Source organism: Microbacterium sp. Root180 (assembly GCF_001428485.1).
In the GTDB taxonomy this organism is placed as follows: Bacteria; Actinomycetota; Actinomycetes; order Actinomycetales; family Microbacteriaceae; genus Microbacterium.
The window spans coordinates 255,042-270,438 of the sequence record NZ_LMHS01000003.1 but is presented as its reverse complement, the minus strand read 5'-3'; the positions used below and the strand labels follow the sequence as shown (position 1 = coordinate 270,438).

Genomic DNA, 15,397 nt, shown 5'->3' with positions numbered 1-15,397 from the left:
GGGAGTCATGACGCCTCCCGCTGCCGGGGATCTATGACGCGGTGCACCAGGTCGACGACGAAGCCGACGATCAGCACGAAGCCGGTCAGCACGAGGAGCTCGCCCTGCACCATCGGAAGATCGCGCGCACCCACGTCGGACACGAGCATGCGGCCGATCCCGGGGAGGGTGAAGAGCTGCTCGATGACGACGGCCCCGACGATGATCCCGGCCACCTGGAGGCCGAGGACGGTGATGACGGACAGTCCCACGACGGGGAGCCCGTGGCGCACGAGCGCCGCGTTGCGCGTGAGGCCCTTCGCGGCTCCGGTGCGCACGTGGTCCTGGCCGACGGCCTGCAGGGTCGCGCTGCGCACGAACCGCATCAGCATCGCGCCCTCCACGATGCCGATCGTGAGCGCGGGCAGGATCAGGGCGCGGACGGCCGCCGCTGGATCCTGCCAGCCCGCGCGCGGGAAGCCCTGGGCCGGGAGCCAGCCGAGCCACACCGCGAACACGACGACCAGCATCATGCCCGCCCAGACCACCGGGACGGCGGCGAGGGCCTGCGCGCCGACGCTCAGCGCGGTGCCGTCCGCGCGCCCGCGCCGCATCGCCGAGAGGACCCCGAGGGGGACGCTGAAGAGCACCGCGATCGTGAGGGCGAGGATGCCGAGCGGGACGGTGACCTCGGCCTTCTCGGCAAGCTCGCTCGTGACGCTCGAACCGGTGAGAAGCGAGCTGCCCAGGTCGCCGCGGAGCACCCCACCGATCCAGTCGAGGTACTGCGCCGGAAGGGGCTGGTCGAGTCCGAGCCGTTCCCGGATCGCCTCGATCTGCGCGGGTGTGCTGTTGACGCCCGCGATCAGCTGGGCGACGTCACCGGGGAGCACCCGGAGCGAGAGGAAGATCAGCACGCTGGCGACGAGCAGGCCGAGCAGGAGCAGGGCGAGGCGCGTCAGCGTGTATCGGATCACCCGTTGCTCTTGGCCAGCTCGGCGAGATTGAGGCGCTCGTTCACGTTGATCGAGGGCATACCGGTGATGTTAGTCCCGACCGCGACCACCGAGGCGCCGTTGTAGAGCCAGTCGGCCGCGGCGTCTTCGGACACGATGCGCGCCGCTTCGGCGAGCAGCTCGGCCGCCTCGGCCTCGTCGGTCGCGGCGAGCGACTGCGCGTACAGGTCCTGCACCTCGGGGTTGTCGTAGGTGAAGTAGTAGTCGGGGTTGGCCCAGTTCTCGAAGTCGCGCGCCTCGGTGTGGAGCACGAAGCTGAGGTCGTAGTCCTGGTTGATGTACACGTCGTTGAGCCACGTCGAGAAGTCGACCGATTCCACCTCGAGCGTGATGCCGACGTCGTTGAGGTTCGAGACGAGGATCTGCGGGATGGTCGTGGGGTAGAAGTTCGGGATCGTGAGGGTCAGCTCCAGATCCTCCGCGCCGGCCTCTTCGAGCAGCGCGCGTGCTGCGTCGGGGTCGTAGGGCGCGACGTCGGCGAGGTCCTCGTAGCCGGGGTCGAGCGACGGGATGGGGCCGTACTGGGTCTCGCCCGCGCCGAGCGCCTCGACGAACGCGTCGTGGTCGATGGCCTGGCGGATCGCCTGACGCACGCGCTGGTCGGCGAGGGGGCCGGAGGTCTGGTTGAACGCGAGCGTGCCCTTGTCGGTGGACTCGCCGAGCTCGAGGGCGAAGTCGCCGCCGGCCTCCACCTGCTCCTTCAGGTTCGCGTCGAACCCGGTGAGCACGTCGATCTCGCCCGCGAGCGCCGCGTTGAGGGCGGCCTGATTGTCGGGGATGTAGTCGAACACCACCTCGGCCACCTGGGCGGGGTCGCCCCAGTAGTCGTCGTTGCGCACGAGCGTGATGCTGTCGCCCTGTCGCCACTGGTCGAGTCGGAACGGACCGGTGCCGTTGGCGGCCGTGTTGTAGTCGACGGTGTCGCCCTCCTTGAGGACGATGCCGGCGCGGCCGGTGAGGTTCCACAGCAGGCTCGAGTCGGGCTCCGCGAGCGTGAGGACGATGTCCTGCCCGTCGGCGGTGATCGCGGTCACGTTCGCGAGCCGCGCGGAGTCTCGCCACTCCGGAGTGTTCTTGCGAGTGGTGAGAGACCAGACCACGTCCTGCGGCGTGAGCTCCTGGCCGTCGTGGAAGGTCACGCCCTCACGCAGGGTGAACGTGTACGTCAGGCCGTCGGGCGAGACCGTCCAGTCCTCCGCGAGCACGGGCACGATCTCCTGCTCGGGCGTGCGCCCCACCAGCCCCTGGTAGACGTTGTCGACCAGGATCTGGTCCAGTGCCGAGCCGGCGGTCTGACGGATGTCGAGGTTGCCGGGTTCGAGCACGAGCCGGATCGTGGCCGTCGCGTCGAGGTCGGGCTCGCCCGTCGTCGGAGCCGGCTCTCCGCCGCCGCCGCTGCAGGCGCTGAGCGCGAGCACGCCGGCGGCGAGGATCGAGGCCGCGGCGATGGCGGTACGACGGAGCATGGGAGTCCTTTCGGAGGGGGATCCGCGGGGTTCGCGGGGGGCGGACGGGATGCTGATCTCCCGGCCGGTCCGCGTGAGCCAGCCTAGGGAAAGCGCGCCGCCGCGGGAGAACCCGGTACACGGAACGCAACAGAAGCGTTAATCGTTCCCGGCGAGCTCGCGCAGCCGCTCGCCGAGCGCGGTCGGAGCATCCTCCTGAACGTTGTGACCGGCGGGAAGGACGACCACAGCGGCCTCGGGCTGCCGCCGCGCGAACTCCTCGGCATCCGCGTCGGTGACGTAGCCGCGCTCGCCGCGGATGAGCGTCGTCGGCGCGGTCGCCGTCGCGAGGTCCTGCCATCCGCTCTCGCCGAGCACGGCCGACACGGCATCCTGCGGGGGTCCGTCGGCGACGGCGGGACCCGCGGCCGCGGCCGCCGCGGCGAGGTGCGCGAAGTGATGCTTCCACTCCGCGCGTCCGTCCGGCCGCACGCGCGAGTTGAAGTACACGCCGCGCTCGGCCTTGCGGCGCGTGCCGCCGCCGAGACCGAACGCCAGCGCCCGGTCGACGAGCTCGTCGCGCGAGGCCCAGTCGGTCGGGCCGGCGAAGAACTCCCGGATCTGCGACGGCCCCGCGGACGGGTCGAGGCCGGGAGTGATGTCGATCACGACGAGCTCGCGGACCAGATCGGGACGGGATGCCGCCACCGCCGCCGCGGTGAGACCACCGAGCGATTGCCCGACGAGCACCTGCGGGCGATCGGTCCACGCATCGATGCCGGCGGCGACGTCGGGGGCGAGAGCGCGCGCCACGTACGCGAAGTCATCGCGCCACGAGGAGTCGCCGTGCCCGGGCAGGTCGATCGCGAGGGCGGGAAGGCCCAGCGCGAGGATCGTCGTGTCCCACGTGTGGGCGTTGAGCCCGGCGCCGTGGAGGAAGGTGACGACGGGTGAGGCCGCTGTCCCCTCCGGTGTCCAGCGCAGGGCGCTCAGCGCGCGGCCGTCGGGGAGCGTCAGCGTCAGGCGCTCGCCGCGGGGCAGAGGGCCGTCGATGCTGGCGTCGGCGGCCTGGTCGGGCAGGAACGAGAACTCGTCGATGGGGTCGCTCACCCCGCTATTGTCCTCCACGCCCGCGACGCCCGGGCCCGCCCCGCCCCGGGCCTTGCGCTGGTCCGTTTGTGCGGGCGAATGCGCGCTTCACGACGCCCGGAAGGATGCATTCGCCCGCACAAACGGAAGGCCCGGCCGGAGGCCCCGCCCCGCCCGCCCGCCCCGCCCCTCGCACAAACGGAAGGCCTGGCCGGAAGCCCCGCCCCGCCCGCCCGCCCCGCCCGCCCCGTTCCGTTTGTGCGGGCGATTGCGCGCGTCAGGGCGCCCGGAAGGATGCATTCGCCCGCACAACCGGAAGGCCCGGCCGGAAAGGCCCGGCCGGAAGGGCCGTGGGTAGGCTGGCGGCATGACCGAAGAACGGCGTGTCCACCTGTCGCGTTCCGCTCCGCCGGCCTACCAGGCGCTCTCCGCCTTCTCGAAGACCGTCGGCGGCCTCGCCGCGGACGGCGGAATCGATGCGCGGCTCAGGGAGCTGGTGCAGATCCACACCTCGCAGCTGAACGGCTGCGCCTACTGCGTGCGGGTCCACGTCGAACGGGCGGGCAAGGAGGGCATCACACCCGACGTCATCGCCCAGCTGCCGGTCTGGCGCGAGTCGGGCGTCTTCTCGGAGCGTGAGCGCGCCGGCCTCGAGCTGGCCGAGTCGTTCGTGTTCATCCACGAGGAAGGGCTGTCGGACGACGTCTACGGCCGGGTCGGCGCGATCCTCAGCGAGCAGGAGTACGTCGCGCTGAGTTGGATCCTCGTGTCGATCAACGCGTTCAACCGCATCGCGATCGCCGGTCGCTACAGCGTTCCGCCGCGCGACGACCTCGACGGCGAGGACCGCGACGCCGCCTCCGGGGCTGCGTGGTGACACCCGACGCGCTCGAAGTTCCGGGCGCCGTCAACCTGCGCGACGTCGGCGGCCTTCCCGCCGGCGCGTCCGTCACCCGCCACGGCGTGCTGTTCCGCTCGGGCAACCTCGCGCAGCTCGAACCGCAGGGCACAGCGGCCCTGGGGGAACTCGGAGTGCGCCGCATCATCGATCTGCGCGCCGACGACGAGGTCGCGCGCTCACCGAGCCGCATCGACGGCCTCGAGGTCACCACCCAGCGGATTCCGCTCTTCCTCGGATCGGTCGAATCGTTCTTCGCCGACGACCTCAGCCTCGACGAGATGTACCGCCGCCTCGTCGAGGACTCGTCGTCCCTCGTGGTCGAGGTGGTGCGCGGCATCCTGGCGGATCAGCCCGTGCTCGTGCACTGCACGGTCGGCAAGGATCGCACCGGAGTGACGGTCGCCCTCACGCTCGCCGCCGCGGGGGTCGAGACGGATGCCGTCATCGGCGACTACGCGCGGACCGAGGCGCTGCTGCCCGAACGGCGCAACCGCAGGATCGTGGAGTTCCTGCGGAGGATGCACCCGGAGGCCGTGCATCTGGAGGATCTGGCGACGCGCTCGCCCGCGCCGGTCATGCGGGCGCTGCTCTCCGATGTCGAGGAGCGCTACGGCTCGCCGGCGGAGTACCTGCGCGCACACGGCCTGACCGATGAGGAGCTCGTCGAGCTCCGGCGCGTGCTGCTGCGCCCGCTGTGACCGTGAATGACGACGAAGGTTAGGCAACCCTTCATTCGCGGTATAGTGGAGAAGTCATGGAACACTCCACCGAGCACACCGCCGCAACCTGCCGCTCGTCGCGGCACACGCGGGTGCAGCACCTCATCACGGCCGACGAGTCTTCGCTCGCCGACCTCGAGATGATGCTCGCGACGCTGCCGATCTGCTCGACCGGTCGCGTGTTCGTGGAGATTCCGGATGCCGAGGCTCAGGCCGACATCGTCGTGCCGAGCCGTATGGTGCTCACGTGGCTCGACCGCTCGCAGCGCTCCGGTGCCCCGGGCTCGGGCCGCGGCTGCGCCCCCGGCGAGGCGCTGTCTCGCGCGGTGACCGCGTGGGCCGACGAGATGCTGTGCGCCGACGACGACGAGACCCGCATCCACCTGCTCGGCGGCTACCTCGGCACGGCGGACATCGTCGACCACCTCACCGCGATGGGCATCGACGCGCAGGCGATCCACACGCCCGCGCAGTACGGCCTGGCCACCGCGCGCTGATCCTCAGCGGGTCCCGCGGGGAAGGTAGTTGCCGTCCTCGAGGCCCGCTTCGATCTCGAAGCGGTTGCGCAGCGGGTTGCGCCCGGCGAAAAGGTACAGCAGCGGCGTGAGGAAGCCGTAGCGCTCCCACTGGCGCTTGTGCACGCCCTCGTGCCGCAGCAGCCGGTCGGTGACGCGACCGTCGCCGGTGAGGAAGCATCCACCCACGCACACGCCGCCGCGCGCGAAGGTCCAGCCCGGCATCCCACGGAACACCCACAGGCCTTCGCGCTTCTCGACGCGGCCCGTGCTCCACAGCGTCCCCCACACCCAGCCGACGGTGGTGCCGTACCAGTACCCGGCACGGCTCACGGGGGAGTCGAGCAGGAACGACGGGATCAGCCGGTCGACACGGCGTCCGCGCACGACCGCGCGTTCGGCTGCCGCGCGCCAACCGGCGGGGGGCGGGGGGATCGGACTCACGCGAGCGCTCCGATGACGCGCAGGATCGCGCCGAGGTCGTCGGTGGCGCTGGCGACCGAGGCGGGCGAGTACCCGGCGAGCGACGAGCCCACGAGGGGGAGCTCCGCGCGCACGGCTGCGATCGCCGCCGTGAGCTCGGCCACCGTCACCCCGAACGGCTCGGGATGCGCGTTGCCGGCGATCTCGGCGGGGTCGAGCACGTCGATGTCGACGTGGATGTAGACGCCGTCCGCGCCGCTCGCGCGCACGGCCGCGGCGAGGGCGCCGGGGTCGCGGAGGGCGTCCACGGTGAGCGCGGTCACCCCGAGCTCGCCGACGGCGTCGAGCTCGGCGTCGTCGTACGAGCGTGCCCCGGCCACGAACACGCGATCAGGCGTGACGGCGCCCCCGGGCAGCGCCAGCCCCGGCTCGCCGTCGCCGATCACGGCGCGCAGTACCATGCCGGCGAAGGCTCCGGACGGGGACGAGTCGGGAGTGTTGAAGTCGGGGTGCGCATCGAGCCACACGACCGCGAGCGACGGAACCCGCGCGACGGCATGCGCGACCGGCGCGAGGGCGATGCCGCAGTCGCCGCCGACCGTCAGCACGGGCTCGTCGTGGCCGACGAGGGCCTCCGTGACCTGGTCGCGCACGCGCTGCAGCGCACTGAGGCGATGGATGCCGGTTCCCAGCGACTCGCCGGCCTCCATGGGCACCTCGAGCACGGTGGTCGCCGCGCGGGGGAGGTCGCCGGCGATGGCCTGTGCGCCGTCGATCAGCTGCATGGCCCGCGACGAGGGGCTGCCTTGCCACTGGGGGACCACGAGGTAGCGCATCATCCCCTCATCCTCTCGCAGCGCGCGGTCGCCGTGCACTCGTGATGCCACGCCGTCGGCGAACACGACGGAGGCCGCCGACCTCGGTCGACGGCCTCCGGCAGAGCAGGCGTTACGGCGTGTACGGCGCGCTGGGCGCGTCGATCGCCGCCTGCGCGGGTGCGGTGCCCGACTTGAGGGCGGCGAGGCGCGCCTCGACCTCGGTCAGCTCCCCGACATCCTCGAGGCTCTCGAACTGCGCGTCGAGGCTCGAAGCGGCGAGCTCCTGCTTGCCGGCCGCGAGCGCCTCCTGGCGGCGGACCTTGTCTTCGAAGCGGCCGAGCTCGCTCGTCGGGTCCATCACGTCGATCGACTTGACGGCGTCGTGGACCTTGTTCTGGGCCTCGGCGGTCTTCGCGCGCGCGAGCAGCTCGGAGCGCTTCGACTTCAGCTGCTCCAGCTTCTGCTTCATGCCGTTGAGGCCGTCCTTGAGCTTGGCGACGACCTCGGTCTGCGAGGCGATCGTGGGCTCGACGGCGCGCGCCTCGTTCTCTTCGCTGATCTGGCGCTGCAGTGCGATCTTGGCGAGGTTGTCGAACTTGTCGGCGTCGGCGGTGTTGCCGGCCGTGCGCAGCTCGTCCGCCTTGCGGCTCGCCGCGAGCGCCTTGTTGCCCCACTCGGTGGCCGCCTGCACGTCCTCCTGGTGGTCGCGCTCGAGCAGGCGCAGGTTGCCGATCGTCTCGGCGATCGCCGCCTCGGCGTCCGCGATCGAGTTGGAGAAGTCGCGCACGAGCTGGTCGAGCATCTTCTGGGGGTCCTCGGCGGAGTCGAGGAGTGCGTTGATGTTGGCCTTCATGAGGGTCGAGATGCGACCGAAGATGGACTGCTTCGCCATGGGATTTCCTTCCTATCGGACAGAACTGCGGGTACGTCGTTGAGTGCGTGAGGCCTGGGCGGGCGGGGCGGATCGGGTCAGAAGCGGCCACCTCCTCGGCGGGCACGGGTGCCCCCGCCTCCGAAGCTTCCGGGACGTATGCCGCCGCCTCCCGAGGAGCCGCCGAGCATACCGCCCAGCCCGCCGCCGAGGCCGCCGGACGAGCCGCCGCCCCCGCCGCCCATCATCGAATTGATCAGGATGCCGCCGAGCACTGCTCCGAGCATCCCGCCGCCGTTGCCGCCGCCCTGGGACTGGCCGCCGCCGAGCATCCCGCCGCCGGAGAACGCGCCGACATCTCCCTGCGCGTGCTCGATCGCCTGCCCCGCGAGCTGATCGGCCCGCTGCGCATGCTGCATCGCCTGCTCGGGATCGCTCGCCTGCAGCTGCTGGGCGCGCACGAGCGCGGCACCGGCCTCGGCGAGGCGGGTGCGCGCCTCGGCGCCGACGGCACCGCGCCGGGACGTGATGTAGTCCTCCGCCGTCGAGACCTGCGCCTGCGCCTGCATGATGAGCTGCCCGACCATCTGTCGCGCGCGCTGCGCCTGGGCCTCGGCATCCCGGATCCCCTGCACGAGGGAATCGATCTGCTGGTTCGCCGCCTCGAGGCTCTGCAGGGTGACGAGCGGGCGCTTGGCCGGACCGGAGAGATTGGCCTTCGCGGCCTCGATCTGCTGCACCGTCGCGGCGATCGCGGCGGCGATGCGCCCGTCGGGGTCGGGGAGTCCGCGCGCGGCGGCGACGTCCTGTTCGAGTTCGGCGATCAGCGCGGCCGCGCTCTGCTCGCCCTGGGCGAGGTCGTCGGCCAGCTTTCCGATCGCGTCCTCCAGAAGGGTCGCCTGGCCGACCGCGTCTTCGGCGGCCCGGATGCCGACGGCGGCCTCGCCGCCGGAGCCGGCGCCGATCGCGGCCCGTGCGGCGTCGAGCTGCTCGTCCGCGAACGCGAGTCGCTGGCGCGCCTGGTCGGGGTTGTCGGCGACGGTGGCGAGCGCCTCGGGTGCATACGACGAGCGCAGGGTCTGCAGACGGGCTGCCGCGGCGTCGAGGGCGGCTTCGGCCTTCGCCTTCTCGGTCTCGACGCGGGCGAGCGCCTCGGGCGCGTTCTGCTCGAGCTTGCGCAGTTCGTCGAAGTCCGCGGCCTTCTCGTCGAGGAGGGAGTTGGCCTGGTCGCAGAGGGCGATGATCCGCTCATTCCACGCCCGCGTGTCCTGCTCGGAGTCGGGGGTGGCGTCGTCGAGCTGCTGCTTGAGCGTGAAGGCCTCGTCGAGGTTCGCCTGGGCCTGCGCGAGCGCCTGCTCGAACTCGACCGTGGCGGCATCGCCGAACTGGGCCTTCGCGAACCCGAGCTCCTGCGCGCTCGTCTTGAGGGCGTCGTCGGTGTCGACGAGAGCGGATGCCGCCTGCCGCTCGACGTCCTCCAGCGGCACCTGCGGCACCGCCGGCCCGCCCGCGCCGCCGGCGACCTGGCCGCCCTTCCTACGCCGCCGCAGGAACATCACGAGCAGCACGATTCCGACGCCGATGACCACGACCACCAGCAGCCAGGTGAACCAGTTCGAGCCGCCGCCGGACCCCGCACCGCCGCCTTCGGCGTCGGTCATGCCGTCCGCAGCGGCGTCGACGGCGCCGAGCCAATCGTTCTGCTGCAGGGCGGGCTGCACGCGCTCCTGCTCGATCGTCGCGATCTGGTCCTCGGAGAGGGGTCCGGCGGAGTCGGCCGAGAGGTAGTACTGCCGCGCATCCGTCGCGACCGCGAGCAGGTACTGCGTCGGGCCGAGACCGTTGTCCTGGGCGGTCTGAGTCGCCCAGGCCTCCGCGCCGGAAGGGTCGGTGAAGTCGTCGACGTACACGACCCACAGGTCGAGACCGGTGTCGGCCTTCAGCTGCTCCAGCCGCTGCTGCGCCTCCGCCTCCTCGGCGGGCGAGAGCACGTCGACCTCATCGAGGACGTAGCCGGATCCGAGCGAGACGGGCGGGGTCGCGAGCGCGGCGGAACCTGCGATCGCGGTGACCGCGACCACCGCAGCGGACGCCACCGCCGCAGCCCAGCGCAGTCGCATCGATCCCCCCTCTGGGACTCGGACCTTCCCCTCGGGCGAGTCTATTCAGGCCCGGGGATACGACGGTAGCCCACGGCATCCGCTCTCGGTGTGTGTTCGCCGAGAACCCGGGTCGCTCCCGGTCGGCGGGGGTCGCAGCGGGTAGCCTCTCCGATCCGGAGGGCATATGGACGATCGCTACGGCATGGACGTGCTGGCGTCAGGATGGCGCACGCACGGCACCCGGCAGCTCGCTCGGGTCGAGGCATCCCGCGACGTCGTCGTCGAGGTGGCGGACGACGGATTCTGCGGCGCCGTGGTCGGCCTCTCCTCGGGCATGGTCGAGCTCGAGGATCGCAACGGCCGGCGGCGGCTGTTCCCGCTGGGCGCGGGATTCCTCGTCGACGGGGAGGATGTCGTCCTCGTACCGCCTGCCGCCGCACCGGCGAAGACCGGTCCCCAGCGGACCGCATCCGGCTCGTTCGCCGCACCCGAGACCCGGGCCCGCGTGGCGCGGGCGAGCCGCATCCTCGTGGAGGGCCGGCATGACGCCGAGCTCGTCGAGAAGGTGTGGGGAGACGACCTGAGGGCCGAGGGCGTGGTCGTCGAGTACCTGCAGGGCATCGATCTGCTGGATGCCGCGCTCGACGCGGAGCCGCCCTCGGCGGACCGCCGCTACGGCGTGCTCGTCGATCATCTCGTTCCCGGGTCGAAGGAGTCGCGGATCGCCGAGGCCGTCAGCCGCGGCCGTCACGGCGCACACGTGCGGATCGTCGGCCACCCGTGGATCGACGTGTGGCAGTGCGTCACCCCCCGTGCGGTCGGCATCGAGCGCTGGCCCGAGGTGCCGCGCGGCATCGACTACAAGGTCGGCGTGTGCCGGGGCCTGGGCTGGCCCGCCCGCGATCAGGCCGACCTCGCCCGCGCCTGGCAGCGGATCCTCGCGTCGGTGAACAGCTACCGCGACCTCGAGCCCGCGTTCCTCGGCCGCGTCGAGGAGCTCATCGACTTCGTCACCTCCTGACGTTTCGCGGCCCCTCGGTCGTTGAGCGAGCGAAGCGAGACGAAACGCCCGGATACGCTGGGAACGTGTCCGATCTCGAACCCGCGCCCCGCACCTTCCGCGACCATCCGGTGTCGTTCGTGCGGCGCAGCGGACGCATGTCCGAGGCGCAGGACCGCGCGTGGATCGAGCTCGCACCGCAGTACGTCATCGAATCGCCGCGTGACCTGGCGGCGACGAGCATCCGCCCCGGCTCGGCCATCGACCCGGCCGTGGTGTGGGGCCGCACCGCGCCGCTGGTCGTCGAGATCGGCTCCGGGCAGGGCCACGCGATCGTCCACGCCGCCTCCTCGCGACCCGAGACCGACTTCCTCGCGATCGAGGTGTTCCGTGCAGGGCTGGCGCGCACCATGCTCGACGCCGACAAGGCCGGCGCGCGCAACCTCCGCCTGGTCGAGGCGAACGCGCCCGAGGTGCTCGAGCATCTCCTGCCCGAGGCATCCGTCGCCGAGCTGTGGGTGTTCTTCCCCGACCCGTGGCACAAGAAGAAGCACACGAAACGCCGGCTCGTGACCGCCTCGTTCGCCGCACTCGCGGCGCACGCGCTCGCGGACGACGGGATGCTGCGCCTGGCCACCGACTGGGAGGACTACGCCCTCCAGATGCGCACGGTCCTGGACGGTGCCGCCGACTTCGAGGCCGCTTTCGAGGGGGAATGGGCACCCCGGTTCGACGGCCGGGTGCTGACGGCGTTCGAGCGCAAGGGCGCCCGCGTCGGTCGCGACATCCGGGATCTCTCGTACCGCCGCCTGCCCCGGTCATGAGCGGGGAGGGCCCCGCTCGGGCCGAGACTCCCGTCGGCGCTGCGCCGGCGCGGCGCGACCCGTGGCGCTTCGTGCGGCCGCTGGGTCACCGCGACTTCCGCATGCTGTTCGGTGCCGTCGTGCTGGCGATCTTCGCCGCCGGCATGTGGGCCGTCGTCATGGTCTACACGGTCATCGATTCGGGCGGCGGACCCGTGGACCTCTCCGTCGTCGCCGCGGCGAACGCGGTCGGGCTCCTGGCGTTCGCGATTCCGGGCGGCATCGCCGCCGATCGCATCCCACGGCGCATCCTGCTGCGCATCGTCGCGCTCACCGACCTGCTGGCCATCACCTCGGTGGCGGTGGCGGGCACGCTCGGCCCCGTCGCGATCCCGCACCTGGCGATCGTCGCGTTCGTGCTCGGTGCGGGCGCCGGATTCTTCTTCCCCGCCTACAGCGCGATCCTTCCGCGCATCCTGCCGCCTGCGCAGCTGCTCGCCGCCAACGGGCTCGAGGGGGCGATCCGTCCGGCGCTGCAGCAGGCCGCCGGGCCCGCCGCGGCGGGCGTGCTCGTGGCGGCGGTGCTCGCCCCCGCGCACGCGGCCTGGGGCGTGGTGGCCGCGTACGCGATCGCCCTCGTGCTGCTGCTCTTCGTGCGCCCCGAGCCGGCGGCCGCTGCCGGGGAGTCGCGTGAGACGCCGGCGGGAGTGCGGGGAGTGCTCCACGACCTGCGGGAGGCCGTCGTCTTCACCGTGCGCACGCCGTGGCTGCTGTGGACGCTGCTGTTCGCGACAGGCTGGGTGCTCGTCTTCATCGGCCCCGAGGAGGTGCTCCTGCCGTTCGTGACCCGCGACCGCATCGGCGAGGATCCGCGTCTGTTCGGCTTCCTCCTGGCCATCTACGGCATCGGCGGCGTGCTCGGGTCGATCTTCGTGTCGTCGATGCGACTGCCGCGCCGGTACCTCACCGCGATGATGGGCGTCTGGGGCGTGAGCACCCTGCCGTTCGCGATCGTGGGCATCACGCATCAGTACTGGGTCATGGGGCTCTGCCTGTTCCTGGTGGGCTTCGGATTCAGCTACGGCAACGTGATCTGGGGCACGCTCCTGCAGCGGCGTGTGCCGCGACACATGCTCGGGCGCGTGTCGAGCCTCGACTTCTTCGTCTCGCTCGCGCTGATGCCCCTCTCGATGGCGCTCGCCGGCCCCCTCGCCGAAGTGGTCCCGGTCGAGATCATCTTCATCGCGGCGGGCACCATCCCGCTCTTCCTCGGCGCCATCGCCTATATCGTGGCGGGCATGGCGCGCGACGAGATCGCCCATCCCCTCGACGCCTGATCCGGAGCCCCTATGCCCGCCCACCCCGCCGCCGCCCCCGTCGCGACGCTGCCCGCGTGGTCGTGGCGGCTCGCGCCCGCCCTCCTCGTGTGCCTTGCGGCGCCGGCGTTCTTCGTGCTGCGTGTTCCGTGGGTGGGCTGGGTGCTGCTGGCCGCGGGGCTCGCGATCGCGGTTGCGCTGGAGCGCGCGGATGCTGCCCGCCGGCCGATCGCCCCGCCGGCCGCAGCCGCACCGGCCGCGCCCCGGTCGTCGAGTGGCCACGACACGCCGTCGGATCGCGACGGCGACGGCGTGTCTCGGACACTCGAACGGGAGGACACGGCGGAGCGCGGCATCCGGCCCCCGTCGATCGTGCGCGATCTCTCGCTCATCGCGATCGGCCTGCTGATCGTGAGCTCGATCCCGCTCGAGGCGAAGCTCGACGATCTGTCGATCGTGCGGTTCGGGGTCGTGCTCGGGGGAGCGGTCGCGGTGCCGTACGTCATCTCACGGTGGGTGTATCGCGATCATGCGATCCGGTTCCCGTGGCGCGGGGGCGGCCGGTGGAACGCGTTCCAGTGGTCGTGGCTGGCCGCGGTGCTCGTGCTGGGCTGGCTGATCCTGCCGTTCTACTTCATCACGTCGGGCGTGTACCTGAACTGGCCGGTGGTGAACACCCCCGACCTCATCGCGCGGCTGTTCGTGGGTGTCGGCGCGGTCGGAATCTGGGACGAGCTGTTCTTCATCTGCACGTGCTTCGCACTGCTGCGCCGGCACTTCCCGTTTTGGCAGGCGAACGTGCTGCAGATGGTGGTGTTCGTCTCGTTCCTGTGGGAGCTCGGATACCAGGCGTGGGGACCCCTGCTCACCATCCCGTTCGCGCTGCTCATGGGATGGATCTTCATGCGCACGCGGTCGCTCGCGTACGTCGTCACGGTCCACCTGCTCTTCGACGCCGTCGTCTTCCTCGTGCTGGTGCACGCACACAACCCGGGCCTGCTCGACCGGCTGTTCCTGGTCTGACCCCGCCCCGCCGCTTGCCGAGAACGCACAAACGTCATCTTTGCGGGGCCTGAACGGGTCATTCGTGCGTTCTCGGCAAGTGGGGGGGCGGGGGTGCACAGGGGGTGCGCAGGGTGGTGGGGTAACGTCGGATGCGGATCCCCGACCGGATCCCCGGACGACGGATCAGTACCCGGTAAGCGACAAGACTGGCCAGGAGCACAGTCATGGCGTGGGTCATCCTCATCCTTTCCGGCGTTCTCGAGGCCGTGTGGGCCACTGCCCTCGGCAGGTCCGAGGGGTTCACCAAACTCTGGCCGACCATCATCTTCGGCGTCACCCTGATCCTGAGCATGGGCGGACTGGCTCTGGCCATGCGCGAGATCTCCACCGGCACCGCCTACGCGGTCTGGGTCGGCATCGGCGCATCCCTCACCGTCGCGTACGCGATGATCACGGGCGACGAGTCGTTCTCGATCGTGAAGATGCTTCTCATCCTCGGCCTCGTCGGCTGCGTCGTCGGCCTGAAGGTCGTCGGGCACGAATAGCGGATGCCGCGGCATCCGATTCCGTCGACGGAATTCACCTTCAACCTGACGTCGATATGACTTCGCGGTGAACTCTTGACGACGTCGGCGGGCTGAGTAGATTCAGTTCTGCGAAGAGAAAACGGAAACGAAAGGAACCCGAAAGGGAACCCGACACAGAGACCGCAGATCGCAGAATGATCGCCCCGAGGCTTCGGCTTCGGGGCGATCTTCGTTGTGCCCGGGCCATAGGCTCGCGGCATGGACTCGAGGACTCTGACCGACGGCGCTGTCCTCCGCAGCGCGCGCCCGGGGGATGAAGCCGGCATTCTCGCGTGCATCCACGGACTTGCGGTGTACGAACGCGAGCCGGACGCGGTCGAGAACACTGTCGACGCGCTCGCCGAGAGCCTGTTCGGCGCCGCCCCGCGGGTGTTCACGCACGTCGTCGAGCGCGAGGGCGACATCGTCGCGATCGCGATGTGGTTCGTGACCTACTCCACCTGGACCGGCCGGCACGGCATCTGGCTCGAGGATCTCTTCGTCGACGACGCTCAGCGCGGGCGCGGCTACGGCAAGGCGCTCATCGCGTCCCTCGCCGAGGTGTGTGTCGATCGTGGCTACTCGCGCTTGGAGTGGACCGTGCTCGACTGGAACGCGCCCGCGATCGCGTTCTACCGGTCGATCGCCGCCGCTCCCATGGCGGAGTGGACCACACAGCGCCTCGCCGGCGCAGAACTCGCCGCGCTCGCCGCGACCCGCTGAGCCCGCCCTCCTCCCCGCGCACGGCGCCGGGACGCGGCATCCGAAAATTTCCGCTATTCAGTGTTGCCAAGTACCGGTACTCAGTGTTACCGTCTAGTGGTAGTCA

The 15,397-nt window shown here is 71.2% G+C and carries 16 protein-coding genes and 1 riboswitch; of the genes, 9 read left to right on the top strand and 7 right to left on the bottom strand.

The window, feature by feature from the left end:
* Nucleotides 1–5: 5 nt before the first annotated feature.
* The 3 genes from ASD93_RS08740 to ASD93_RS08730 all read right to left on the bottom strand — a co-directional run bounded on the left by ASD93_RS08740 (nt 6) and on the right by ASD93_RS08730 (nt 3,550).
* Nucleotides 6–956, bottom strand: a complete 951-nt coding sequence (locus tag ASD93_RS08740) for an ABC transporter permease (RefSeq protein ID WP_056121424.1) — start codon at nt 954–956, stop codon at nt 6–8.
* A complete protein-coding gene (locus ASD93_RS08735) occupies nt 953–2,461 on the bottom strand; it encodes an ABC transporter substrate-binding protein (RefSeq protein WP_056121422.1) in 1,509 nt (502 codons plus the stop codon). The genes ASD93_RS08740 and ASD93_RS08735 overlap by 4 nt, the downstream gene beginning before the upstream one ends.
* 138 nt (nt 2,462–2,599) lie before the next feature.
* The gene (locus ASD93_RS08730; protein ID WP_235566919.1) at nt 2,600–3,550 is read right to left on the bottom strand and encodes an alpha/beta fold hydrolase; all 951 of its coding nucleotides are present in this window, start codon (nt 3,548–3,550) and stop codon (nt 2,600–2,602) included.
* Nucleotides 3,551–3,896: 346 nt separating this feature from the next.
* On the opposite strand from ASD93_RS08730, the gene ASD93_RS08725 reads away from it, so the two are divergent.
* The 3 genes from ASD93_RS08725 to ASD93_RS08715 are packed head-to-tail and all read left to right on the top strand — an operon-like array spanning nt 3,897 to nt 5,646.
* A complete protein-coding gene (locus ASD93_RS08725; protein WP_056121421.1) occupies nt 3,897–4,406 on the top strand; it encodes a carboxymuconolactone decarboxylase family protein in 510 nt (169 codons plus the stop codon).
* Nucleotides 4,403–5,128 carry a tyrosine-protein phosphatase gene (locus tag ASD93_RS08720; protein WP_157536914.1) on the top strand — a complete coding sequence of 242 codons (726 nt, stop codon included), beginning with the start codon at nt 4,403–4,405 and terminating at the stop codon, nt 5,126–5,128. Before ASD93_RS08725 ends, ASD93_RS08720 begins: the two co-directional genes overlap by 4 nt.
* Before the next feature lie 56 nt (nt 5,129–5,184).
* Nucleotides 5,185–5,646: an SIP domain-containing protein gene (locus ASD93_RS08715; RefSeq protein WP_056121418.1), complete on the top strand. Its 462-nt coding sequence runs from the start codon at nt 5,185–5,187 to the stop codon at nt 5,644–5,646.
* A 3-nt stretch (nt 5,647–5,649) separates the two neighbouring features.
* Here ASD93_RS08715 and ASD93_RS08710 read toward each other — a convergent pair whose 3' ends face one another.
* From ASD93_RS08710 to ASD93_RS08695, 4 genes are all read right to left on the bottom strand, one after another.
* Nucleotides 5,650–6,108: a hypothetical protein gene (locus ASD93_RS08710; RefSeq protein WP_056121416.1), complete on the bottom strand. Its 459-nt coding sequence runs from the start codon at nt 6,106–6,108 to the stop codon at nt 5,650–5,652.
* Complete coding sequence (locus ASD93_RS08705; RefSeq protein ID WP_056121414.1) at nt 6,105–6,926, bottom strand: arginase family protein; 822 nt, start codon at nt 6,924–6,926, stop codon at nt 6,105–6,107. The genes ASD93_RS08710 and ASD93_RS08705 overlap by 4 nt, the downstream gene beginning before the upstream one ends.
* A 109-nt stretch (nt 6,927–7,035) precedes the next feature.
* Entirely contained in the window at nt 7,036–7,797 is a 762-nt protein-coding gene (locus ASD93_RS08700; protein ID WP_056121412.1) for a PspA/IM30 family protein, read from the bottom strand.
* 77 nt (nt 7,798–7,874) lie between these two features.
* Nucleotides 7,875–9,896: a TPM domain-containing protein gene (locus ASD93_RS08695; protein ID WP_056121410.1), complete on the bottom strand. Its 2,022-nt coding sequence runs from the start codon at nt 9,894–9,896 to the stop codon at nt 7,875–7,877.
* A gap of 166 nt (nt 9,897–10,062) precedes the next feature.
* Between ASD93_RS08695 and ASD93_RS08690 the strand changes: the two genes are divergently transcribed.
* The 6 genes from ASD93_RS08690 to ASD93_RS08665 all read left to right on the top strand — a co-directional run bounded on the left by ASD93_RS08690 (nt 10,063) and on the right by ASD93_RS08665 (nt 15,291).
* Nucleotides 10,063–10,899, top strand: a complete 837-nt coding sequence (locus ASD93_RS08690; RefSeq protein WP_056121409.1) for a DUF3097 domain-containing protein — start codon at nt 10,063–10,065, stop codon at nt 10,897–10,899.
* Between the two features lie 137 nt (nt 10,900–11,036).
* Entirely contained in the window at nt 11,037–11,702 is a 666-nt protein-coding gene (gene trmB, locus ASD93_RS08685; protein WP_082569374.1) for a tRNA (guanosine(46)-N7)-methyltransferase TrmB, read from the top strand.
* Nucleotides 11,699–13,018, top strand: a complete 1,320-nt coding sequence (locus tag ASD93_RS08680) for an MFS transporter (RefSeq protein WP_200950651.1) — start codon at nt 11,699–11,701, stop codon at nt 13,016–13,018. Before trmB ends, ASD93_RS08680 begins: the two co-directional genes overlap by 4 nt.
* A gap of 12 nt (nt 13,019–13,030) precedes the next feature.
* Nucleotides 13,031–14,020: a CPBP family intramembrane glutamic endopeptidase gene (locus ASD93_RS08675; protein WP_056121406.1), complete on the top strand. Its 990-nt coding sequence runs from the start codon at nt 13,031–13,033 to the stop codon at nt 14,018–14,020.
* Nucleotides 14,021–14,152: 132 nt separating this feature from the next.
* Nucleotides 14,153–14,217: riboswitch (guanidine-III (ykkC-III) riboswitch) on the top strand.
* A gap of 9 nt (nt 14,218–14,226) precedes the next feature.
* Complete coding sequence (locus ASD93_RS08670; protein WP_056121404.1) at nt 14,227–14,547, top strand: DMT family transporter; 321 nt, start codon at nt 14,227–14,229, stop codon at nt 14,545–14,547.
* A 240-nt stretch (nt 14,548–14,787) separates the two neighbouring features.
* Nucleotides 14,788–15,291 (top strand): GNAT family N-acetyltransferase, encoded by a 504-nt coding sequence (locus ASD93_RS08665; RefSeq protein ID WP_056121403.1) that lies wholly within the window; start codon nt 14,788–14,790, stop codon nt 15,289–15,291.
* Nucleotides 15,292–15,397: the final 106 nt, after the last annotated feature.

Excerpts from the sequence above, each read along its gene's own strand:
- ASD93_RS08735 (WP_056121422.1), bottom strand. The coding sequence starts at position 2,461 with ATGCTCCGTCGTACCGCCATCGCCGCGGCCTCGATCCTCGCCGCCGGC.
- ASD93_RS08725 (WP_056121421.1), top strand. The coding sequence starts at position 3,897 with ATGACCGAAGAACGGCGTGTCCACCTGTCGCGTTCCGCTCCGCCGGCC.
- ASD93_RS08715 (WP_056121418.1), top strand. The coding sequence starts at position 5,185 with ATGGAACACTCCACCGAGCACACCGCCGCAACCTGCCGCTCGTCGCGG.
- ASD93_RS08705 (WP_056121414.1), bottom strand. The coding sequence starts at position 6,926 with ATGATGCGCTACCTCGTGGTCCCCCAGTGGCAAGGCAGCCCCTCGTCG.
- ASD93_RS08700 (WP_056121412.1), bottom strand. The coding sequence starts at position 7,797 with ATGGCGAAGCAGTCCATCTTCGGTCGCATCTCGACCCTCATGAAGGCC.
- ASD93_RS08695 (WP_056121410.1), bottom strand. The coding sequence starts at position 9,896 with ATGCGACTGCGCTGGGCTGCGGCGGTGGCGTCCGCTGCGGTGGTCGCG.
- ASD93_RS08690 (WP_056121409.1), top strand. The coding sequence starts at position 10,063 with ATGGACGATCGCTACGGCATGGACGTGCTGGCGTCAGGATGGCGCACG.
- trmB (WP_082569374.1), top strand. The coding sequence starts at position 11,037 with ATGTCCGAGGCGCAGGACCGCGCGTGGATCGAGCTCGCACCGCAGTAC.
- ASD93_RS08680 (WP_200950651.1), top strand. The coding sequence starts at position 11,699 with ATGAGCGGGGAGGGCCCCGCTCGGGCCGAGACTCCCGTCGGCGCTGCG.
- ASD93_RS08675 (WP_056121406.1), top strand. The coding sequence starts at position 13,031 with ATGCCCGCCCACCCCGCCGCCGCCCCCGTCGCGACGCTGCCCGCGTGG.
- ASD93_RS08670 (WP_056121404.1), top strand. The coding sequence starts at position 14,227 with ATGGCGTGGGTCATCCTCATCCTTTCCGGCGTTCTCGAGGCCGTGTGG.
- ASD93_RS08665 (WP_056121403.1), top strand. The coding sequence starts at position 14,788 with ATGGACTCGAGGACTCTGACCGACGGCGCTGTCCTCCGCAGCGCGCGC.